The 23,834-nt window shown below is 39.3% G+C and carries 20 protein-coding genes; 3 read left to right on the top strand and 17 right to left on the bottom strand.

The genetic code is table 11. The features are described from left to right. Positions 1-91: 91 nt before the first annotated feature. The 7 genes from QKW49_RS23750 to QKW49_RS23720 form a co-directional block, all read right to left on the bottom strand. Entirely contained in the window at positions 92-2,104 is a 2,013-nt protein-coding gene (locus tag QKW49_RS23750; protein WP_282865108.1) for a sigma 54-interacting transcriptional regulator, read from the bottom strand. A gap of 288 nt (positions 2,105-2,392) precedes the next feature. Beyond that, positions 2,393-2,779: a Nif11-like leader peptide family RiPP precursor gene (locus QKW49_RS23745; RefSeq protein WP_282865107.1), complete on the bottom strand. Its 387-nt coding sequence runs from the start codon at positions 2,777-2,779 to the stop codon at positions 2,393-2,395. Between the two features lie 140 nt (positions 2,780-2,919). After that, positions 2,920-3,558 (bottom strand): hypothetical protein, encoded by a 639-nt coding sequence (locus tag QKW49_RS23740; RefSeq protein ID WP_282865106.1) that lies wholly within the window; start codon positions 3,556-3,558, stop codon positions 2,920-2,922. A gap of 159 nt (positions 3,559-3,717) precedes the next feature. Further along, positions 3,718-5,073: an IS4 family transposase gene (locus QKW49_RS23735; RefSeq protein ID WP_282863409.1), complete on the bottom strand. Its 1,356-nt coding sequence runs from the start codon at positions 5,071-5,073 to the stop codon at positions 3,718-3,720. 277 nt (positions 5,074-5,350) lie between these two features. After that, a complete protein-coding gene (nagZ, locus tag QKW49_RS23730) occupies positions 5,351-7,633 on the bottom strand; it encodes a beta-N-acetylhexosaminidase (protein WP_282865105.1) in 2,283 nt (760 codons plus the stop codon). A gap of 110 nt (positions 7,634-7,743) precedes the next feature. Next, positions 7,744-8,031, bottom strand: a complete 288-nt coding sequence (locus QKW49_RS23725) for a hypothetical protein (RefSeq protein WP_282865104.1) — start codon at positions 8,029-8,031, stop codon at positions 7,744-7,746. A gap of 113 nt (positions 8,032-8,144) precedes the next feature. After that, positions 8,145-8,426 (bottom strand): hypothetical protein, encoded by a 282-nt coding sequence (locus QKW49_RS23720; protein ID WP_282865103.1) that lies wholly within the window; start codon positions 8,424-8,426, stop codon positions 8,145-8,147. 291 nt (positions 8,427-8,717) lie between these two features. On the opposite strand from QKW49_RS23720, the gene QKW49_RS23715 reads away from it, so the two are divergent. Continuing rightward, the gene (locus QKW49_RS23715) at positions 8,718-9,023 is read left to right on the top strand and encodes an MTH1187 family thiamine-binding protein (protein ID WP_282865102.1); all 306 of its coding nucleotides are present in this window, start codon (positions 8,718-8,720) and stop codon (positions 9,021-9,023) included. 30 nt (positions 9,024-9,053) lie between these two features. Here the strand turns inward: QKW49_RS23715 and QKW49_RS23710 are convergent, their stop codons facing one another. Next, positions 9,054-9,701: a hypothetical protein gene (locus QKW49_RS23710; protein ID WP_282865101.1), complete on the bottom strand. Its 648-nt coding sequence runs from the start codon at positions 9,699-9,701 to the stop codon at positions 9,054-9,056. A gap of 257 nt (positions 9,702-9,958) precedes the next feature. Between QKW49_RS23710 and QKW49_RS23705 the strand changes: the two genes are divergently transcribed. After that, on the top strand, positions 9,959-10,105 hold the full coding sequence (locus tag QKW49_RS23705) for a hypothetical protein (RefSeq protein ID WP_282865100.1): 147 nt from the start codon (positions 9,959-9,961) through the stop codon (positions 10,103-10,105). Between the two features lie 120 nt (positions 10,106-10,225). Here the strand turns inward: QKW49_RS23705 and QKW49_RS23700 are convergent, their stop codons facing one another. From QKW49_RS23700 to QKW49_RS23685, 4 genes are read right to left on the bottom strand one after another with little or no spacing between them, the layout of a single operon-like run. Continuing rightward, positions 10,226-11,263 (bottom strand): ABC transporter ATP-binding protein, encoded by a 1,038-nt coding sequence (locus QKW49_RS23700; protein WP_282865099.1) that lies wholly within the window; start codon positions 11,261-11,263, stop codon positions 10,226-10,228. Continuing rightward, positions 11,260-13,014 carry an iron ABC transporter permease gene (locus QKW49_RS23695; RefSeq protein WP_282865098.1) on the bottom strand — a complete coding sequence of 585 codons (1,755 nt, stop codon included), beginning with the start codon at positions 13,012-13,014 and terminating at the stop codon, positions 11,260-11,262. Before QKW49_RS23695 ends, QKW49_RS23700 begins: the two co-directional genes overlap by 4 nt. A 17-nt stretch (positions 13,015-13,031) precedes the next feature. Then, a complete protein-coding gene (locus QKW49_RS23690; RefSeq protein WP_282865097.1) occupies positions 13,032-14,069 on the bottom strand; it encodes an ABC transporter substrate-binding protein in 1,038 nt (345 codons plus the stop codon). Positions 14,070-14,071: 2 nt separating this feature from the next. Further along, positions 14,072-14,824 carry a sugar phosphate isomerase/epimerase family protein gene (locus QKW49_RS23685; RefSeq protein ID WP_282865096.1) on the bottom strand — a complete coding sequence of 251 codons (753 nt, stop codon included), beginning with the start codon at positions 14,822-14,824 and terminating at the stop codon, positions 14,072-14,074. A gap of 252 nt (positions 14,825-15,076) precedes the next feature. Between QKW49_RS23685 and QKW49_RS23680 the strand changes: the two genes are divergently transcribed. Next, complete coding sequence (locus tag QKW49_RS23680) at positions 15,077-15,916, top strand: MurR/RpiR family transcriptional regulator (protein ID WP_282865095.1); 840 nt, start codon at positions 15,077-15,079, stop codon at positions 15,914-15,916. An 11-nt stretch (positions 15,917-15,927) separates the two neighbouring features. On the opposite strand, the gene QKW49_RS23675 is transcribed toward QKW49_RS23680, so the two are convergent. The 5 genes from QKW49_RS23675 to flgK form a co-directional block, all read right to left on the bottom strand. Then, complete coding sequence (locus QKW49_RS23675; protein ID WP_282865094.1) at positions 15,928-18,057, bottom strand: ATP-dependent RecD-like DNA helicase; 2,130 nt, start codon at positions 18,055-18,057, stop codon at positions 15,928-15,930. Between the two features lie 198 nt (positions 18,058-18,255). Beyond that, positions 18,256-18,696 (bottom strand): hypothetical protein, encoded by a 441-nt coding sequence (locus QKW49_RS23670; RefSeq protein ID WP_282865093.1) that lies wholly within the window; start codon positions 18,694-18,696, stop codon positions 18,256-18,258. A 10-nt stretch (positions 18,697-18,706) separates the two neighbouring features. After that, positions 18,707-20,611, bottom strand: coding sequence for a flagellar filament capping protein FliD (gene fliD, locus QKW49_RS23665; RefSeq protein WP_282865092.1), 1,905 nt, complete (start codon positions 20,609-20,611; stop codon positions 18,707-18,709). 251 nt (positions 20,612-20,862) lie between these two features. Next, the gene (gene flgL, locus QKW49_RS23660; protein ID WP_282865091.1) at positions 20,863-22,245 is read right to left on the bottom strand and encodes a flagellar hook-associated protein FlgL; all 1,383 of its coding nucleotides are present in this window, start codon (positions 22,243-22,245) and stop codon (positions 20,863-20,865) included. 47 nt (positions 22,246-22,292) lie between these two features. Next, entirely contained in the window at positions 22,293-23,831 is a 1,539-nt protein-coding gene (flgK, locus tag QKW49_RS23655) for a flagellar hook-associated protein FlgK (RefSeq protein WP_282865090.1), read from the bottom strand. Between the last annotated feature and the right edge of the window lie 3 nt (positions 23,832-23,834).

Below are 23,834 nucleotides of genomic sequence, written 5' to 3'. Positions count from 1 at the left end.
ATACTCAATCCTTTTTTTTGAAATGTACCATGTTGATACATTTTCTTGATACTAACCCCAATGAACCATGTACCACAATGAAACACATGTATCATTTCAATACATCATTTAATTCATATTTATCCAGTTTTCGGTATAATGTACTGCGGCCTATCCCTAAAATTTTTGATGTTAATACAATATTACCTTCTACAGCTTGGATCGTTTTATATATAGCCATTTTTTCGATTTCTTCCAGAGTCATAAGTTCTTTACTTACCTCATTATCTTGAAGCATTTCCTTTGAAAATTCCTCTGATTTTATATTCGCAGGCAAATGCTCATATGCCAAAGTAGTATTATCGTCAACAATATTAATTACCATTTGTACGACATTCTGAAGTTCCCGAACATTCCCCGGCCAGTTGTAGTTTATCATGCCTTCATAAAAGCTATTGCTTACACCTACAATCTTCTTTCCCAGATTTATACTCGTTTTGTTTATAAAATAGTCAATAAATACTTTAATATCTTTTTTTCTCTGCCTTAATGGAGGAATATGAATTGGCATCACATTTAACCTATAATATAAATCCTTCCTAAAATTACCCAGCTCTACTTCTTTATTCAGATCCTTATGGGTTGCCGCGATCACCCGTACATTTGTAGGAATGACATCATGTCCACCTATCCTTACAATTTCCTTGGTTTCCAGTACTCTCAGCAAGCTGGTCTGCGTTTCCAGCGGCATGTCACCGATCTCGTCCAAAAATATGGTTCCTCCGTCGGCAAGCTCGAATTTCCCCGGATGCCCGCCTCTTCTGGCCCCTGTAAATGCCCCGTCAACATATCCGAAAAGTTCGGTTGCTACCAAATCCCTGGGAATGGCTGCACAGTTTAAAAATACAAAAGGTTTGTTTCTCCGAGGACTCTTATTATGTATGCTGTGCGCAAACATTTCTTTTCCGGTTCCGCTTTCTCCCATAAGCAATATGGTGGAATCGTTATCGGCAGCAGCAGAAGCTATTTTAATAGTATCCTTAATCTTTTTACTTTCACCTATAATATCATCAAAAGTGTAGATCGCTTCTGCGCCCACAATTCTATTTACCAGCTTATGTACTTTCCGGGCTTCCTTAAAAGTGATCACGATGCCTTCTACCTGCTGAGTGGACATATCTTTGATAGGTGTTACACTAATGATACATGAGATTCTTCTTCCATCTTTATTTTTGAAATATACTTCCGATTCTTCATATTTCTTGTGACTGTTGATGATCTTTAAAATCCTGTATGTCGCCGCCTTATCCAAAACCATCCGAATGCTTTTTCCAACAATATCTTCTTCATTCAAGGATAAAAATCTTCGTGCGAATAAATTGATATCCATAACAATGCCTTCGTTATTGATGGTAATTAACCCTTCCGAAATGGATTCCATGATCGCATAAAAATGTTTATTTGCGGTTTGCAGCTGCTTATTGGTCTGCTCCAGCTTCATTTCATTTTCAATGGCTTCCGCGGCTGCAACAACCATCCCTAAAGTATGGGGGTGTACGTTCTCATAGGGCCCGGTCATACTTATTACCCCCATGACCTCATCATTTTCATCTCTAATCGGGGACGCGGAAGAAGTCCACTTATGATACTGCTTACAGTAATGTTCTGCCCCAAGTACTTGTATGGACTGACCTGTAGCCAATGCTGTCCCTATCGCATTGGTACCGATGGACTCCTCTTTCACATTACAGCCGATATATAGATTCAGGTTGCCACATTGCTCAATCAGTTCTTTATCCCCGATAAATTCTAAAATATAACCGTCCTTGTCTGTTAACCTTACAATTAAACCGGTACTCCCTACAAGCTTGTGCATGCTTTCCATAAAGTGTTTTGCAGTTTTGATCAGAAGGCTGAATTGCTGCCGCTTTGCCGCCAATTGCTCACTCGTTAATTGTATCTCAATTCTATCGGTCCACGGGTCAACATCATAGTTCTTGCTGCGCAGCCATGAGTCTGCTATGATGTCCCTCACCAGCTTCCTGTTTATCGTTCCTTTAGACGTAAACAATTCCCATGCTTTGATAAAACCTTGATTTTGACTGAGAAGCTTTTTACCTGGCAAACGAATCCCCCCTTCCAAGTACTATTATAGTAATTTGTGTACAAAAACACAACAGATATTTATTTTCAATTTAGTATATATTAACAATAACATGATTTATCTTAGTATTATATGAGCGTTTAAAGGAATCAAGGCAGAATTAGGAGACATTTCTTGTCTCCTAATTCTGCCTTACGAAATATTTTTATTAAGATGGAAAATTTAAATAAAACCCATAGACTTTCGCTATGGGTACACATTAGAATATGCTAATTTTCAAAATATAATTTTAATCCTCATTTAACAGTCCTAAATGGACGGTGATTCATACACTATTGTTTTCCAGCCATGTAACGTACAAGACTTTTCTACCTCATAAGCTTTCCCTGTCGGCCTACTTTGAAGATGACTGCAAGGTATAAAGAAAATTAGATCCGGGTTTTCGCATTTGATATGGTCATAATGTCCTGGGCAACCCCATAACAATGCTCCGCCTGCAACCCTGTCAAGATCATCATCCGACAGCTCCCCACCCATATGGTTTCTCAATGTGCCTGAAATCCTCTTCATTTCTTCTTCAGTGACCTCAATACCGTTTTCCTCTGCAACCATCTTGAATTCTTCGATGGTTTTGCAGCTTCTCATCTTGTTAATTAAAGTTCTATCGTTCTTTTCCATTACCTCTTTGATTGTCATTGTTCTATCTCCTGTTTCATTATATTAAAGTTTTTTAAACATATCTTAAGCAACTTTGTTTACCACTGAAAAAACTCTTTTATTCATTATTCCGCCTCTTGTCTTTCTATATATTTATACGAGAGATATTGAAACATAGCTCAATCTTTTTCATCATTCTTTTTCCACAGTATGTTTCTCTTCATCGTAATAAAGATGAGTAAGGATATCATCAAGGTTACATTGGCAGTATAAATCAAAGTACTTCGCATACGTCTGAAAAACACATCATAAAAATCTCCAACTTCTATATCGGTTCCTACCGCTCCTATGATGTCCCCGTTTTTGTTGATCAGAGGACTATAGCCGGTAATAAATGTCCCCCATTTTTCATAACTCTTGATGCCGGTATGCAAGCTGGTGCCATTGGTGTATGCCTCGGGTGTGAACAGGTCATCCGGCTCACCCAGTGAATCTTTATCGGAGTCGTAAATATATTCAATCTGGGACTCTGAAATTTTATGTTTTATATACAGGCAATCTACCCCGGTTTCTTGCTGTACTTTGCTAAAATAGTCCTGCATTTGGTAAAAATGATCATTACGGTCTTTGGTTCGGACAATCTCTTCATACCGCTCCAAATCAATGGATCTTGCAACCACTTGTGAGATGGTTATGGCTCTTTGGCCAACATCATCCGCCGTTTTATTATATAAAGATTGAATGAATATTCCTTGTACAGAAATAAAAAGTATGATAAGACCTGCATAAATAATAATTAATCGTGTCTTTATTTTCATCAGAATCAGCTCCATTCCTTTTTGCTATATTGCTTTAGTGAGGAGTGGGGAGTGCATATGACTCTTCACTACCTACTATTCACCCTTCACCAAATAACTGTTGATTTGAATTCTTTATCGCAATTTCATACGCGTTAAGTTAAGCTATTTTTTACCAATTTAATTGAGCAAATAGTGTTCCTGCAATCGCTCAACCGTGGTTTTGCGATTACGTTTATCATGTAAGCTTTGTTCGGCCGCTCTTTTAAGAATCAGTCGCAGTTCCGATATTGCTTCAGTGGTTGCATAAAGGCTTGAAAATATTTTTTCCACCTTTGTCGCAATTAGTTTGATAAACGACATCATACTAATGCATCTGTTTTTTTGTTGGTACATGAGGGCATACAGTGCTGAGTAGACTGTGAAAATTAGTATAATGGCAATTAACCTTCCATATAGAAGACACTCTAATTGCTCTTTACCACAGTTGCCTACTTTGCCAAGGTTTAGATAGCTTTTGCAAGCCTTAAATAAAAGCTCTATCTGCCATCTAGCTCTGTACAATTCACAGGCTGCCTTTGGAGTAAGCATATGTGCTGGGGCGTTAGTAATTAGAAGGTTCCATCCTAATAACTCTAAGTCATAGTCACTCAGTGTTTTGCCTTGTGACTTTGCTTTTTTATTTGCTTTGCGCCTACGTTCATTAGCGACTTCATCAGGTAAACGTACACCAATCAGCCGACATTGTAGTAATTTAGAATACTTGGTGCCAAAGTATACATCTATATCAACACTGGAGCTGTTTTTTAAAACACTTAAAAGGTCTAAGGCTTTAAAAGATTTAGTGTCAGAATTTTGTATTTGAAAAACAGTATTTGATTTAATTCGGCTAAGAAAATATGCACCTTTGGATATTATTTTCCTAAACAAATCTTTACTGTAATATCCTAAGTCAGTAATTAACAGCTCACCATGATGAATGTGTTTTAGAAGTTCATCTTTATAGCCGGCATCTGGACCAGGCGCCTTTGTCAACTCCATATTTGTGATAGTTCTGGACTTAAGGCTATATATAGTCTGGATTTTTAGAGCAGCTTTTGCATTATTGCCACCAAGACCTTTCCAGACATCTGCTAATTTGTCCGGAAGAGTAACTTTAGAGCTATCACATATTTTTACATCAGTAAAAGCTTGGAGCACATCGAGATTCTGGACAGTTATTGCTCTCTTGGCAGAATACTCAACTGCTGACTGGAATACTTGTTTTAGCAATAAAGCACTTGTAGCCAAACGTTGAAAAAGTCCTTCGCGTGTTATACTAAGTCCGCGTTGAATATTTTCGCATTTAGAAGCAGTTTGACGTAAGGATGGATTAGGGGTGTCCCATAAGCCGAATGTAAATACTTTTACTATAGTATCTGGCAGCAGCTTAGAGCGGCGCACCGTAAACCCTGTGTCCTTAGAAATTTCCAGTATTTTTGTCTTTCCTAAAAAGCAAATAAAGCTTATAATTAGTGATATGGGAACTTGAAACATGGGAACCTCACCTTTCATTTCTCTATTACTTTGAGGTTCTCATGTTTTTTTCTTTTTTGCAAATGTAATTATTGGTTTACCATAACATGGCTTAGCTTAACGCGTATGATCGCAATTTATAGGAGACTGTGATAAAGTTGAATTTAGCACATAGAGAAAATCGGACTTGGGGACTGTCCCTGCTGTTTGCTCGGTTTTGGCACAACAGAGGGACTGTCCCCATGTTTGATTTTCGAACGATTAAGCACTTTTTCACATCCTCCTATATAGTCATATTCTAGCTTTTCAGCAGTATATCACTTTTTTCGATAAGTTTTAGAAAACGTTCGGCAGCAGTAACCATTTGTGAATGTGTGGCCTTGTCATCTCCATTTATGCTTCCATCAGGATATCCGATAATCAACCCAAATTCTAATGCCCTTTTCACATCATCACGATACGCCTCCGGAATTTTTTGATTTATATCATCAAAGGTCGATATTTTGTGATCTATACCGGCAGCTTCCGCAGCTTTTACAAACAGATGTATCATTTGATATCTGTTTAAAGTTCCTTGGCTTGTCTCAAGCTCAAGGGTTTGCCCCGTTGTAACAAGAAGGATCTTCTTCAATAAATCTGCCAGTTTCTGCCCCTCTACCGGAGGATCATATTTAAAGGCACCTGCATCATCTATCAGTCCTTTCTCCCAAAGTTCGGGAAGATAAGAATCATATGCTTGGTTTCTATCCTCATTATCCATATTTTCAATGTTATAAGACATGCCGTGACCGTTTCTGTATAATATTTCTCCCTTACCATCAGGTAAGGTAACAGGTAGTTTGCCTACCGGATTAATAATCCCGAAGACTGTCTTTAACGCTGCTTCCACACCGCCGCCTTGCCAATCGGTGTATGCAGCGATATAAGATTTTACATCGTTGAGAAACTGTATATCATAAGGATTCCTCACTGCAATGGCAGCAAGCTTTTTACCATATAAATCCGTGTACTTCACTACCTCTGACGCAAATACCGGCATAAAACTACTGTCCGGCGACATGTCGGCAACCTTTACCGACCGGGTAAACAATAATACAAACGTACTATGTTTTAACGCGTTCTTTTGCTCTTCTATCATCATTTTTTCGCCGTCATAATTGAAGCCGTGCACACTCACTTTTTTTATCCCCGTACTCTGTACAAGATTCTCTAAAACCTCTTGCACCTTATTTGCACCTATTTGAGACGGTGCGAAAAACACGACATCGCTGCCCTCTTTAAGCTTGAACGGAAGATTGCTGTTGTCATTTTTGACAAGTGTTACCGCTGTTTCCGCAGCGATTTTCTTGATAAATTCGTTTGCTGTCCCACCTACCATATCAAGGGCTGCTTGATTCGAGTCAGCGTTATTTCCGGTCTCATTGCTGATAATTCCTCTTTTAATTTTGAGCGAAAGAATCTTTTCAACCGAACTATCGATTCTTTGCTCGGAAATTTCTCCATTCTTTACCTGATCCAATATGTATGGAAAGGTGTTTTCCAGATCCTGAGGCATGAGAACAATATCTGCACCGGCTTTTATTGCCATTGCCGCTGCTTCCTTATCCCCATAACGGTCGGTGATTGCCTTCATGCTGAAGGCATCGGTAATAATAACACCTTTAAACCCCATTTTTTCTCTTAACAGTCCGGTAAGGCATGGATATGATAGCGTTGCCGGCGTTCTCTCGCCATTATCAATAGCGGGAAATGTCACGTGCGCCGTCATGATCATGTCTATACCGTTGTCTATTATCTCTTGAAAGGGCTTAAGTTCTATTTTTTCAAGCCTTTCTATCCCGTGGGGTACTGTAGGAAGAGCGATGTGGGAATCCATGGCTGTATCTCCGTGCCCGGGAAAATGCTTTGCAGCCGCAATAACACCCACATCATTGAGGCCCTTCATAAATGCAATCCCCATCTTTGCAACTTCCTCCGGATCATCTCCAAAGGACCGGATTCCTATGACCGGATTGGAAGGATTGTTGTTGACATCCACTACCGGCGCAAAGTTCATATTAATGCCTACCGCTTTAAGTTCTTCTCCCGTTGCCTTTGCAACAGCATATGCCAGTTTGCTGCTGTGCGCTGCCCCTAGAGCCATATTTCCCGGCATGGTGGTACCCGACTGCAGCCTTGTTACTGCCCCTCCCTCCTGGTCTGCTGCAATGAAAAGCGGAATTTTGGGTGTGGCCTTTTGATAAGCACTGGTAAGTTCCAATGTTTGCAGCGTGCCGACAGTATTCTCCCTAAAAAGGATGACTCCTCCGGGTTTATACTTTTTTATCGCATTGACAATGCTTTCATCCAGCGAGGTTATATCTTGGCCATCCTTTTTTCTGAAATCCAGCATAAACATCTGCCCGATTTTTTCTTCCAGTGTCATATTCTTCATGATCTTCTCTATCTGCGATGACCCGTCTGTATCGATGTCTGAAGCAGCCTGGACATAAGCTCCCAAGCTGCCTCCTCCCATTATATACCATATGAAAAACATCATCACTAATAAAGCAATATTCATTTTCTTGGTCAATGACTTCATTTAAAACCTCCTAATGCTATAAACAAGTAACCAATCAGTCTTTTTACAGCAGCACTATTTTCATCTATCAGACAGGCGTGATTCCTTTCCAATCTGATATTTCATGCCATTTATGCCATTAGCCTAATCTTACAATGTCCTTTTTCTATCATATGCTCTTGCGCCGCTGCTCTGATTGTTTCATAGTAGCCTCGTTTGGTTCTCCACGCGCATTGACAGCATATTGCTATAACTATTTTTCCTTCAAACTCGTTTTCTCCCTCTCCCCCTATAACCTCACACAGTTCCTCATCATTCAATAGGGTTCCATCATCTCCAAACTGCATTAAGCTCGGTTCACTGATTGCTTCAGTTTGATTTTGACCTATATCGGGTTTTAGAAACTTGTCGTTTGACATGTACATTCCCTCCTAAATTTCAAATTATAAGCTGATATGCAAGCGAATACATTCCTTTTTAACATTTGATACGGTAAGGATCATATGTTTTATTCGTCATATCGGCGCCTTCTTCATACTGCGTATAGTGAAAGACCTGCATGGCCCGCCTCTTCCATATGTATTTTCGCCCAATATTCTACTTGCTCGTAATGACTGATACCCGACCTCCATCCGCATTTATAACATTCGCAATAAAACCGTCCTTCAGGTATGTTTCTTCCTCCAGCCACCCCATTCAGTTGCTCATCGCTCAATATGTCCATGACTTTTCCAGGCGTATGTGAGCTTGCTTCGCCGACTGTACTAATTTGATCTTGCTGTGCTTCGGATTTTAAAAAATTTTCGTTTGACATTTGAATCCCTCCAAAATATTTTTTTACTTTTACGCACAAATATGAAATCCGATACGTCTATTGCAAAAATATAAATACTTTGCTTGTTTTTTTGAATGTGCTTTAGTTATATATACGAAATTTTTTCAAAAGTAGCTCAAAACTACCTACAAAGATAATGCTATGGTATTAAGTGCTGAATTGATTACAAAATTTTGACACTCTCTTGATAAGATATATCCGATTAAGTATAGACATGTTCACAAAATTGCATTAAAATTTAATTATAACCATAATATGGAGGTGACTAATATGGCTATTGCTGAAGCAACAATCGTCCCGTTGGGAACGGGTTCAACCAGTGTTAGCAAATATGTGGCTGATTGCCATAAAATTTTACAAAATGATACGCGTGTTAAACATCAGCTTACGCCGATGGGTACAGTACTTGAAGGTGACTTGGATGTTATTTTGGAGATGGTAAGAAAAATGCACGAAGTCCCCTTTGATAATGGTGCTATGCGGGTAATTACCTCAATAAGAATTGACGACAGAAGAGATCTGGCAGCTTCCATGAGTCAAAAACTGCGTTCAGTAAAAGAAAAACTGGATACATAAATTTATCGGCGAAAACCTTTCGCCGATTTTTCATCTTAACATAAATGAAGACTTAACCTTGTCCTTATAAACCATGTTGTATAAAAGAGCTATATATACAAGATCAAAAAACAAAGTTCCTATAGAAAATAAATTTATAAGGGATGATTCAAAATATAGGCAAAAGCCAATCGCAGCTAATAAACTTCCAAGCATTTTAAAAATACCTATATATACAGACTGGCCTGACGCATTACCACGTTTAAACAGCAACACTATAAAAAGTGCAGACATCATAAAATTCTGACCAAAGGCGGAATATTTCCCCTGTAAGTCGTTAAATTCAATGGATACGGTTATAATCATAGACGCACTTAACATCAATACAATCAAGAAGGTAATATAGAAATATTTCAATGGCATGTATCTTTGACAACTCTTCCATCCGAACCATAAGAATTGCAGCATAATAATCATATCTAAAAAAAGCCATAACATATTAATAATAAGCTGAATACCTTCATGTGGATATACAAAAGAAAAAATAAACTCCCAAGAAATATTCGCACAAAGAGCAACCATTGGTATCCCATAAGTTTTATCCTTAAATCCTCTTCTAATAATCAGTATATATGCAACGGTCCAAAATAATCCGGTGCCTATTTGTAGAACAAAAAAAAGAATACTTTGGGGAAACATGGCAGGATTCCTCCAATCCTATTAAATATTCACTCTTGTATGCTATACACAAAAAATGAATGAAATGATTTTAATTTTTTATCCTAATCTATATTTACTAAATTGAATACTTAAATATTACTCTTCTTCCCCTTTTATATAAACTAAATGAACCGAAAAGTATAAAAAATAATCAACAAAATTCATATTTATTAGAAATGTGCTAAGAATATTTAATGTAAAATAATATGTAAATATAAGATAAGGAGGTACAAGTAATGAAAGAAAAGAAAAAAGACAAAGACATCGTAAAAGACGCGATCGGAGATCCGGCTTTTTATAATGATCAGATAGCCGCTAATAGGGAGCCGGTCAAGGCAACCATGGACAATAAAAAAAATGCTAAGAGCAAAAACGGTCTATAGATCCTCGCAGTGAAAAAAACAAACTAAAGATAGCGGCTAAAAAGACAATCCCTCAACCGCTATCTTTACTACACTTCGCAAATAATCTCTAAGATTTTCCATAAAACATCGTTCCATTTTTTATGGAACAAATTGAAGAAGTACCTGTTCTCCCAAACTGTATCGTTTAAATTGATCGTTGTGTACTTCATAGGTTTCTTTCATGACTTGAACATTATAATGGATTTCTTTACCTTGATATTGCGCATTTTTTATCGTACCCGGAATACCTTCACCATGCTCAAGTATTGAAAACTGTTCAGGCCTTACAGGACATATTCCCTTTTGACGAAGATTTTCAGTGACGGTATCAATAACCCAATAGGTATCTTGATTCATACCGCTAGGATAGAACTTATCACCTTCCCACTTTCCCTTTACAAGATTTGCTTTTCCTACAAACCTTGCAACAAACTCGGTATGGGGTTTGCAATAAATTTCTTCCGGTGTTCCTATCTGCTCTATTTTCCCATCTTTCATGATGACGACACGATCTGCCATCGCAAGCGCCTCTGCCTGGTCATGCGTAACATAAACAATGGCTGTCTTAGTAAATCTATGGATGTTCTGTATCTCCCGTCTCATGTTGATTCTTAATTCAGCATCCAGGCTGCTCAGCGGCTCATCCATTAATAACAGGGCCGGTTTTGCTGCGATGGCCCTCGCCAATGCTACGCGCTGTTTCTGCCCGCCCGACAGTTCGTTTGGCATGCGGCCGGACAGATGGCTCAGTCCTGTAACCGACAGTATTTCTTCAATGCGCTTTTGTTCATTCTTTTTTATATCCTGCGATACAAATCGATGGTACCGGATAGGAAACTGCAGATGCTGTCTTACATTCATATGAGGCCACAACGCAAATGATTGAAAAACCATTCCGATGTTTCTTTCTTCGGGAGGCAGAATAAAATTTGCGCCGCTCACTGTTGCACCGTTGATCTTAATCTCTCCCGAATAGAGTGCTTCAAACCCCGCAATAGATCTGAGCAGCGTTGTCTTGCCGCACCCGGAAGGGCCAAGAATAGCTACAAATTCACCGTTCCGAATGGATAAACTAACAGATTTCAGCGCTTCAAAGGCACCGAATTTTTTACTGACATTAATGATTTCCGTACTCATATATGCATCACTCTTTTTTTCCAAAATTTTCGAAACAAATAGAAGGCCAATCCCCCTATCATAATCAGCAAGACTACAAATGTCGAAAAGGCAGTAGAATAGGTAATATATCCGGCCTGTTCGAAATTAAAAATGGTAAGGCCTATTGTTTCGCACCCGCTCGACCATAAAATGGATGAAAGCGTTAGCTCGGTGAGCGATGACAGAAGCACCATAAAAGCTCCGCTCATCATGCCCGGCAAAAGCAGCGGAATAAGCACTTTTTTCCATGTACTCGCCGTCTTGGCGCCGCACGCTCTGGCAGCTTCCTCCATGGACCGGTCTACCTGCATCATCGCCGTTATACTTCCACGCACTTGCAGGATCATAAATCTTGTGATATAAGCAATAATCAATATTTTAATGGTCCCGTATATTCCCGGATTCCATCCCGGAACAGGCTCCATCCATGTAAAAATCATCGCTAAAGCCAATACCATTCCCGGAAGTGCATAAGGCAGCCCTACAAATATTTCTACAGCCTTACTGATAGGAGAAACCTTGCGGGTCCGGTAATAAGCAATGATGGTTCCAATCAACAAACATAACATTGTAGTCACCATTCCCAATATCAAACTGTTTTGAATCGCATTTTTGGTTTTTTGGCTTTCCGCCAGAATAAAATGATAGTGCCTGAACGTTAAGTTCACCGGAGTGAAATCCATGCCGTATGCATTCACCAGTGATGTCATTGCCATAGAAAACACCGGTATAATACTAATCGTGATAAGGAAAATCCATACCATTACCTCTATATATATCCGATGCCTTGCAAAAGAAAACCGTGGTGCATAATCCTCTTTTACCGTTTCAAAACGCTTGTATCTTCTTAACAACCACCATTGAAAAAGCGTTCCTATTAAAGCAATAATACCCAGAATCACTGATAATGCTGCACCCCTTGCGAATGCTGATGGCCCGTACCCGATGATCTCCTCGTAGATCATCGTACTCAATACGCTGATTCTTGCCGGAATTCCCAGAAAAGCAGGTATTCCGAAATTATCCAGGCTCGCCAAAAAAGCAAGCAGCCCACCGCTGGCAATCCCCGGCAAAGCCAGCGGCAATGTTATATGATAGAATGCCTGCACCCTATTGACACCGGACATTCTGGCCGCTAATTCCATATCTCTAGAAATCTTCCTAAATACGCTTACCGTTAACATATATACGAGGGGGTAATGGGAAATGCCCATAATCAAAATCATTCCACCATAGCTGTAAATATTCCACGGCTTCAAATCACCAGAAAAGACAGCCAGTAATTTTATCGCCAGTCCGTTTGTACCCATAAACTGTGTCCATGACAGCGTAATAATATAAGATGGAATAATAAACGGAAGCAGAATAAAGATCTGCATAAGTTTTTTCCCCCGTATATCACTGTACGCCACAAGCCAAGCCATGCATACCCCTAATACAAGGGATAGAACCGTAGAACCGCAAGCAATGATCACCGTATTGCTGATGACCTTCCATGTTTTTTGCTCGCTCAACACCCTGGCATAATGCTCAACAGTTATTGCAGTTTCCGATGTAAAACTCAACATCAACAACCGAAATATAGGTATAAAAAAAACAATAATGACCAATGCAAGCAGTAATAAAGAGCGATATCTTTTTTTTATACCTGAAAAGAAAGAAGGGTGGAAAAGCACTCCTTGCTGCTTTTCCTCCCTGCACATGATACCATTTGATAACGTGTCACCCATGATCGTCCTCCTACGTATTACTGCCCGAAAATACCTTCAAATTGCTTTTTATCTTCATCTCGTGCTTTATATAGTTCTTGTATATCGGCAGTAATCACTTTCATTTCTTTAACGGATTTTAAACCCTCAGGTGCATTCACTCCTTCACGAATAGGCGTATATCCCATTTCAACTGCCAGCTGCTGTCCTTCTTCAGATAACACAAAATCTACAAAAGCTTTTGCAGTAGCCTCATTCTTGGTACCTTTGACAATTCCTACAGGTTCTGTAATTGCCGGCACACCTTCTTTGGGATAAACCAGTTCTACCGGAGATCCTTCTTTCTTTGCTCTTGCAGCCATATAATCCACAATCATTCCGTATGTTTTTTCTCCGGCTGCAACCGTTTTTAATACACTGCCATTACCTTTGGTAACGGTAATATCGTTATCTTTCAGTGCTTTGTAATAATCCCATCCAAAATCCTTCTGTCTTGTTAGTACACCAACATTATAGGCTGCAGCTCCTGAATAAAGCGGACTAGGCATAATGCTTTGCCCTTTTGATTCTTTCGCAGTCAAAACCTTCCATGAATCCGGCATTGTACTTGCATTTTTAGTATTAATGACCAAAGCCGTAGAGATGATTTTAGTACCGGTATACATGCCATTCTCATCAACGTATTCTTTAGGGATTTTAGTAAGCTCCGGAGATTTGTAAGATAAGAGCAGACCTTGTTCTTTTAATCTTTCAAAAGTAACTGCATCTGCCACCAATAGTACATCGGCCTGTACCGCACCTGCTTGTTCTTCTGCCATTAACTTACTGATCACTTCTTCGGTACCTGAACGGAAAATCTCAACTGTCGTTCCACTGTACTTTTTAGTAAACGCATCTACCAAAGCTTGGGCGTCCTGGTCCGGTTGTGAAGTATACAATAGAATCTTACCGGTTGCTTTTGCATCTCCTGTTGAAGTATCGGCACTTTTTGGTGTCGCGCCGCTGCATGCCGTCAGGAATATCGTTATTCCTAAAACCAACACAGTGATTATTCCTCTTACTTTTAATTTTGACATAGTCAACCACTCCTTTTTTTATAGTTTTCAAAATGCTGACGAAGGAAGTTCAGATTTTCTTGTAACACTTTTTGTTTTTTACTATCATCAAATCCCTCTATAACCAAAGGTAGTTCTGAGTGATACAAAACCTTTAACATATTTACACAGTCAAGTTCCCCTTGCCCGAGAGGCACATGATATTTCTTTTTAATTCTATCGCTTATATGTATCTTATTGATCCGCTTAATTTGCGAATAATATATTGCAAAGTCTTCTTCGGAAGGAATATGGGCAATATCAAGGGTAGTCATAACCGAATCGGGCAAATAATCTAAAAGTGAGTTAATTGCAGCATAATCTGTTATGAGCTCTTTTTTCACATGTTCCATGACTTCAATTGAAACCACTACATGATGTTGTTGCGCAAACACTGCAATTTCATTCAGACTCTCAATAAGCACTTTCACATGCCAATTTGTCCATTCCTTTGACATCGTTCTTCTTCCCGGATGTATAGTGATGTTTCCTGCATGCATTTGTTCAGCAAGTAAAATCGATTTCTTTATCTCCTCAACAGACTGCACTCTAATACCCTTGTTAAGTGCAGCAATATTTAAATCCCAGCTTGCAGCATGACAGGTAAGGCTCATGCCATGTTTTTCCTTCGCATGAACAATATCACGAACTGTGCTGTTATAGTACCATACCTGTTCAGCCCATACTTCAACACCTTTAATACCGTGTTCATTAACAATCCCGAGCACTTGCTCCATCGGATACGCCCACAGCATCGGGGACGCAATATAAATATTCTCCAGTCTTACCACTCTCCTTTATAATTTTAGTATATTTCTGTAAATCCAATATATATTTTACATAAAAGAAGTTAATTATATATTAAATACAGTTTAACATTTTGTAAATTTATTTTCATTCTTATAGTTCATAAAAATAAATTTACATTTTTATTGTATTTAACGAATATCTGATATATAATAGATAGAAACTAATTAGGGTGAAATGATATGAAATCTAATATTTTAAATATAGATATCAATAAGTTATCAAAAAGTCAGAAAAAAATTGCTGATTTTATTTTAAAAAATAAAGCTAGACTGCCGTATCTCACCATTGATGAAATCGCCGGTGAACTTAATATAAGCACTGCAACAATATCACGTTTTTGTAAATACCTGGGTTTCGATAATTTTAAAGAATTTAAAAGTCATCTTAGAAAAGACATGAACATTACACCGGCTAGCAAAATTAAAACTACCTTAAGTAAAGCACACAATGACGATTTATGTATGAAATTGATCTCTCAACAGATTGATAATCTGCACAATACTATTCAAAACCTCTCTCTCGAAGAATTTGATAAAGCAATCAATGCATTGGTTAAAGCAAATAAGGTGTATATATTTGCTCCGGGCCCATCGCAAAGCCTGGCATATATTCTTAAATACCGTCTTGACCGTTTTGGTTTGGATTTGATTATAATGGAAAAAAGCGGATCGGACATATATGAATCACTTGTTCACGTTGACAAAGATGATGTGATCATTGTTTTCGGATTTGTAAAAATGCTGGTAGAAACCCATGTTGTACTGGATTATTCTAAAAGCATAGGATGTACAACCATCCTAATAACCGATTTAATGGTTTCAGAAATGGTTGATGCCGCAAATATCATTCTTTATACTTGTCGGGGAGAAATATATGAATTTCACTCCATGGTATCACCGATGGCACTCATGGATTGTATTATCGTCGGTATAGCCTTGAAAATGGAATCCAGCGCATTAAATTTAATGGATAAGCTGATAGATATCAGGAAAACTTATTCAAGTTATTTACCACGCTAGAGGTAATGCATTTAGGCTAATCTCATCGACAACATGGTATTTCTCTGTTCGATCTTATTATTTGATACCGCAATACCCACGGCCTTCTTGGCCCCAACCAATACAAACACCTTTTTAGCCCTGGTTACACAAGTATATAGTAAATTTCGCTGCAGCATCATATAATGCTGCATGGTAAAAGGTGCCACGACGATTTTATATTCACTCCCTTGGCTCTTATGAACGGTAGTAGCATAAGCCAGTACTACTTCATCCAATTCGGTGGCATCATATTCTACATCGTTCCCGTCAAAACGGATGACCAGCGTTTTATCTTCCGTGTCCATATTTACGATGGTTCCTATGTCACCGTTAAACACGTTTTTATCATAATTATTTTTTATCTGCATTACCTTGTCATTTAAACGATATACCGTACCACCATATTTAATAGTTACATGCGTAGGATTTAAAGCTTCCTGCAGCACAGCATTCAAGTTCTGCGCACCGGTTTCACCCCGCTGCATGGGACACAGCACCTGAATATCATGAACAGGATTGACTTTATAATACTGCGGCAGCCTTTTAGTACACAGGTTTTGGATGGTCTCCACTCTTTTCTGGGGTTCATCCTCCTGGATAAAGAAAAAGTCACTGTTCCGGCCGCTATGAAGATTTGGCATCTCCCCTTTATTGATCCGGTGGGCATTTGTAATGATGGCACTGCCCAAAGCCTGCCTGAAAATCCTTGTCAGTTTGATTACCTCCACCTGTCCCGAGTCGATAATATCTTTTAATACATTGCCTGCCCCAACCGAAGGCAGCTGGTCCACATCTCCTACTAAAATCACTACCGTGTCATCGGTGACTGCTTTCAGAAGATTATACATCAGAATAATATCCACCATGGATGTCTCATCAATAATCAGCACATCACATTCCAATGGATTATCGGTATTTTTCTGATACCCCTCGGGCGGTTTGAATTCAAGCAAACGATGGATGGTCTTTGACTCCATACCGGTGGTCTCGGACATCCTTTTGGCTGCCCTGCCGGTGGGGGCTGCCAGCAGTACTTTTTTACCCATCTTCTGAAACACAGTGATAATAGCGAGGGTAGTGGTGGTTTTTCCTGTCCCAGGGCCGCCGGTCAACACCATGAATTTTGATAGTGCTGCTGTTTTAATCGCATCCTTCTGTACTTCATCATAGGTGATATGCTGCTCCTGCTCTATTTCAGTAATCAAATTGTTTACGTCTATAGCATCTTGGGTTGCTTGTCCTGCCAATATTTCTCTGATCCTTTTTGCTGTACCGGTTTCACTGAAATAAAAAGGCGGGAGATAAATGGCGTTTTGCTCATCGGGTATTACCGATTTTTCTTCAATCATCCTGTCAATAGTACCATCAATAAGACCTTCTTCCAACTCAAGCATATGAACCGTCTCGGAAATGATCTGTTCCCGTGTCGCATAGCAGTGACCATCATTGGAAAGTTGGTTGAGAACATAAATAATCCCTGAACGGCAGCGTTCAAAGGAGTTCTTATCAAACCCAAGCTGCTGGGCAATTTTATCGGCAGTTCTAAAGCCTATCCCCCAGATATCATCGGCCAAGCGGAATGGATTGCTTTTGACAATATCGATACTTTCGTTCCCATAGGTTTTATAAATCTTCACTGCATACGCCGTTGATACGCCATGACTTTGGAGGAAAAGCATGACATTCTTAATTTCCTTCTGTTCTTGCCAAGCTTTTTTGATCATATCGACACGCCTTTTTCCAATGCCGTCCACATGTATCAAATGATCAGTTTCTTCCTCAATCACCCGCAAGGTATCTTCTTTGAAATGTTTTACAATCCTCCGGGCATAAACAGGCCCTATACCTTTAATCAAACCGCTGCCCAGATATTTTTCAATACCCGCAATGGTTGCGGGTATTGTCTCCCTGTAATCAATCGCTGAAAACTGTTTTCCGTATTTGCTGTCATATTTCCATTCGCCCTTTAAGCGCAAGACAGCCCCAACATTAACAGCTGCCAGGTTGCCTACAACCGTTACAAGGTCAGGAAAACCCTTGGATTTTATTTTGATGACACAAAACCCGTTTTCCTCATTTGCATATGTAATTCTTTCAACAACTCCGCTGATGTATTCCATAGTAAACCTTCCTAACTTCTCACTACTTAAATCATTATAGCATAAAGAATATTAGTGCGGAAGGGTTGTTAAAAAGCAGAATATATTGCTTTAGTGAGGAGTGGGGAGTGGATAGTGAGGAGAGCGTAAAGACTCCCCACTTAATGATTGCTGATGTAAATTCTTTGTCACAATTTATATAGCATTTTGTTTTCTTATTTAAACTCTGTAGCTTTTCCCGATTTTTCTGTCAATAAAATATCCGTATTGAGATGGGATCTTTCTAAAATAGCCGTTTTGAATAGCTTTTCTACCACAAGTGATATGAGCTATGGAATTTCCAATTTTGCCCTTTAGCTCTTCGGCTTGTTCTACATTCATATGATTAATACGTGTTATTTCATTTGAAAGATATTGAATGGATTGTTCAAGTTTTTCTGTTTCAACATCCTTTTTTATATTCCGGAAAATATCAGAAGCACACCCTATGGCATCAAGACGTTCGATACATTTCTGACGATCATTTAAAAGCTTTTTAAGTAAATGTTCATCATTTTTCTTTAGGGCATAGGACTGCGTCACCGTATTTTTATAGATTTCTTCTGCAATGCCTAATTTTATCTGAAGGTATGCGTAATAATCCGAGACTTGTAATTTCATTATATCACCCCTAACCGAGCATAGATTGGATTGAGCTTAGCTGACTATTCATTTGATTGATATAAGTTTCCATGTTAGAAAACTTCTCATAATACTGATCTTCCTTATCATCCAACTTATCCAACATCTCATCAATCTCTTCTTCATAATCCTCAATTTGGTCGGTAATAAAATTTGAATAACTCGAAGTATCCCCCTCTATTCCCGCCTTTTCCAGAAGAGTGCCTTTCTTTCCGCTATTATTTCTCATCGTAGAAATATTGTCTTGCAAAACATCATAGATTCTATATATCAAGCCTTCTTCGCTTTGTCGTATGCTTCTTTGACTTGAATCCAAAGTACGGGCACTTGTGGTTCCCGGATAGCTTTCGGATTTCTTTGAAAAAAGGTTCGCCACTGCTTCAGGATTATTTTCAATAGCTTTTTTCAATGCAGTTTCATCAACTTCCAGCTTTCCTTTATCTTCATAGTTGCTGGTTGTTGTAATCCCGATACTTGACAGATGCAAGGAAGAACCCTCAACAGATTGATAAAGAGCCCATCTCATATCATCTAAGATCTTTTGTAGTGTTGAGTCATTTTCAAGCAATCCGGTTTTCGCTTGATTTTCCCACAATTCTATTTCATCATCCGTCATTGCCTCTTTTTCATCATCCGTCAACGGCGGATAGTCACTATCGTACTCTTCGGAAATTTTATCATTGATGGTATTTATTAACGCATTATAGTCATCAATAAAACTTTTGATTTTATCATAGATCCCGTCAGTGTCCAAGGACAACCCAACGGTCTGCTCTTCAGTACTCTCTGATAAAAGTTTATAGGTTACCCCATCCTGGGTGATGGAATTACTGCTTCGGGTATGCTTTTCCCCGTCCAGTATAATTACGGCATCTTCCCCCTCAGTAAAGTCAGTTACACATGCATTTTCTAAAAATGTACTGCCTGATTCACTTAACTGAATATTATCCTTGCCCGCTCCGGTAGTTATTGCCATTAACATAAATATATCCTTTGTTTCATTATATGTCATCCTAACACCGGCATCCGAACTATTAATTTTCGACATCATTGAACTAAGGGTTGTATCTTTATCAAATTCAAAATCCGTTCCATTAATAGATATCGCTATATTTCCATCATCATTGAAGCTAAATATATTTTGCATATTTGCACAAATGGATTCCAAAGTGTCGGATGTTTTCAGCCGGTTACATAGATTATCATCATCCGAAAATCCTAATGCTGACAATACCCCATCCGTACCCTCACTGAGCGTGATTTTACTAACACCACTGTTTTCTACCGCACTAAAAGTCAGATAGCCGGTTCCATCCCCCACCGTATCCGATACCAGCACTTTACCGGTACCTATCGCATCATCAACCGCTTGCTGTAAGCTGCTGATATCCGTGTTACTGTCATCAATATCGATGGTCTTTTTTGTACCGTCTACCGTTAATATGAAGCTCTTTCCGTTCGCTGCACTAAAATCCGCTGCAGATGATCCTGCAATGGCTTTTGTTACGGCGGAAGAACTTTTATATATTGCTGCCGTAGCTAAATTACTCACTGTAATTGAATGCGTTCCCGCCTCAGCCTCTGCGTTTGCTGTTACACTCACAACCGTATTATCACTAACGACAGATGTATATTTTTTATATGTAGACTGGGACAGCATGTAGGAATCGCTATTTAAGATATCAAAATATTCATCACTAAACGCTCTTAATGCGTTGGAAATCTCCCTATAATTATCCCTTTTCCATTCCGCTAGCTGCTTTTTCTGGTAAAGCTTATTCAGAGGAACTTTTTCAGCAGTCATCAATTCTTCTACAATCGTATCGACATCAAGCCCGCTTGCCATTCCGGTAATTCGGGTGGTACTGCTGCTTATACTGCTAATTGAACTCATAGCAAACCTCCTTATCCATTATAAAATAACTACTTTGTTATAGATAAAAAACTTTAAAGTTATTATTAGCCAATATGTTAATTCTTGTTTGAATATATCTGTTTTATTATCGTAGGGGTGGACGACCCTGTCCACCCGCTGTACTATTACCCTATCTGCGGGCGGACAGAGTCGTCCGCCCCTACGGAATCTTAACTGTTAGCGTGATATATAACTTGGTAAATTACAAGTCTAAAGTTCGTTATCTATACCTATTGAAGGAAATCCAACAAGCTCGGCTGGATCACTTTTGCAGACGCAGATAAAGCCGCCGAGTAGACTGTTTCGGCACTAGCCAGTTTCATGCTTACCTCCGCATAATCCGCATCTTCCGTATTGCTTAATAGTTCTGTAAACGTGACGTTATTGCTGGATAACCGGTTTTGTGTCAGCTCTACATAGTTTGTCTTTGCGCCAAGTACCGATCTGGATTTAAGTATCCGGCTTAAATCCAGGTCCAAATCCCCCAGCAAACTACTAATATCCAGTTCATGTGTTTCTACGATTACTTCCGCCGGAGGACCTTCATCGTATGTTGCCGTTTTATAACTTGTTTCTCCCTCCAATGCCATCTCCAGCTTTGTAAGGGTATTGAAGAGAGACTCCTCACCCTTTCCAAACATCTCATTGCCTTCAACATTAATGGTTATAAGATTTCCTACTCCCATTTTATATTCTATTTCCTGCTTTGCATTAGCTATAGATTCTGTGCCTCCAGTAAAACCTATTGTTTTGACGTTCAACGTTCCGCTGTCAATCTGAATACTGCTGCCATCCTGTACGGTGAGCTTTAATTTATCATCTTGAGTACTAACTTTAATCAAAGGATCCGGCTGACCGGTTCCCGATGGAAAGGCAGCATTGATTTTACTTTGCAACTCTATCTGAAGAGTATCCGCATCATATGTCGTTCCATCTGTCAAACTGATACTTTGACTTACCCCATCCAGTGAAAGGCTAAAATCCAATGCCGGCGCCGTAGCAGTAAAAGTATTGATTACTGCTGATTGCATCTCCGGCTGCCTACTGATTTTATCCATATTGTCCAAGTAAAAAGCTTTATAGTCCTCATCAGATACCGTAGAAGAAATGGGACCTCCAAGTGATAGGTATTTACCATTGTACATGATTTTTTCTCCCACTGCTGTAGATACCGATTCAAAAGGAGCGTCACCGGTATTATAGCCCGCAAATACATATCTGCCCGAGTAGTTTGAATTTCCGGTTTCCAATATACTTTTCTTTATTTCGGTAATTTCTTCTTTAACCGCATTGAGGTCATCATCGGAATAGGTGCCGTTAGCCGCCTCTACCGTCAGTTCTCGAATTCTATCCAAATTGTCATCTATCTGACCCAATGATGACTCACAAAATTTCATCCACGACTTTGCGTCCTCGGTATTCTTCTGCAGCTGCTCCACTTCGGATAAATAACTCTTTATCTTTATCGACCTAGTGGCGATAACCGGATTATCCGACGCGTATTGTATTTGCTTGCCTGTTGATGCTTTCTGCTGTAGTGTGTCCAGTCTGGACAAATTGCTGTTAATATTTCTGATTGCATTTTGAACCAGCATACCGCTCGTTACCCTCATCATACCCCTCCAAACAATCATATAATCAAGACCTATTTTTTATGGGATTACCCTGCACCAAGCCCGTTGATAGTAATATCCAGGATTTCATCCAGTACGCTGATCATCTTGGCCGCAGCGCTATATGCCTGCTGGTATCTGACAAGATTTGCCGACTCTTCATCCAATGAAACACCGGATACCGAAATTCTGCCGGTATCGATTTGGTTTAGAGTGCTCTCATAATTAGAAGCCAACCGGGAAGCATGTGCCGCACTTGTCCCCATGGTTGAAACAATGGAATTAATATAGTCCACCGGCATTCCATCCGCAAACATACGACTATCATTAAACATATTTACAAGTTCATTGATATTCTCGTTGTTCCCGTCTTCACCGCTTAACGAAGCAGCCGCTATTTTACCCGGATCATCTTCTATATCTGACGAAATTGTAATATTGGCAGCGGTAACATTCTGATATATTTCATTCATATCGCTTCCGCTTTTCATGAGCTCGTCCGACGATTTACCGTCAAAAGTAAAAAACCGTATCCCTGTTGTTTCGTCCGAATCTGCCCCTCCGGCATGTCCTTGGATATATTGTGTCCCATCGGCATAGATCCCTTCGTTAAAAGCTTTTGCGAAAACTCCGGCAAAATGATCTAACTGCTCCATATAATACGGAATTCCTTTGTACCCTCCCTTTTCTCCTGTTCCATCACGCATATCCAGATACCCTTTGATTTCTCCACTATCAAATTCGACTTCATTTCCTGTCTTCATCCATCGGATCCCATACGTACCATCCTGCTCCGAGCCTTCATCAATGGTATAACATTCCAATTCATTGACTTGAAAATGATTGACCAGACTAACGCCATCCAATGTGATTTGAAGACGAATATCGTCTTTGCCGTTGGCTAGTGTACCGGCATCCACTTCATTTATCCGGACATCAGCTAAGCATGTCAGCTTGTCCATAAGTAAATCCCGTTGATCTCTCAAATCATTTGCAGAACTTCCGTCCAGCTCTGACTTATAAATTTGTTCATTCAAATCCCGGATTTGTGAAGCATAAGAATTGATTTCATTCACCTTTACCTTGATATTGCTGTTGTAATCCTTTTTTAATAAGATCAGGTTACTTGCCGCATTATTCAAGTATTTGCACAGGTAATCCCCGTTTTGCACTACAACAGCTCTTGTCTGTTCGCTGTCCGGATCTTTCGCAAGTTCTTCCAATGCAGAAGAAAAGCTGCTTAACACTTCATTTAATCCATCTTCCGATGTTTCGTTCATAATCGCTTCCAGTTCCGAAAGGGCTTCACTTTTTGCATTCCACTCACCATAGCTTATATTTTGATTCCAAAACCTCATATCAAGATATTCATCCCGAACTCTCTGTACGGAGATAAAATCCACTCCTGTGCCAATCATGCCGCTTCCTGTATAGGTACTTAGCGGAGCAGAAGCTTTTTGACTTGTTACCTGCCTTGAATACCCGGAAGTTTCCGCATTACTGATATTATGATCAATGGTATACAGAGCCGCCTGACTGGCATATAGACCTTTTACAGCTACATTCAAACCAAAAAAGGAATTCATATT

The sequence above is a fragment of the Petroclostridium sp. X23 genome, assembly GCF_030013905.1.
Lineage (GTDB): Bacteria > Bacillota > Clostridia > SK-Y3 > SK-Y3 > X23.
This window is presented reverse-complemented; position numbering and strand designations above follow the sequence as displayed.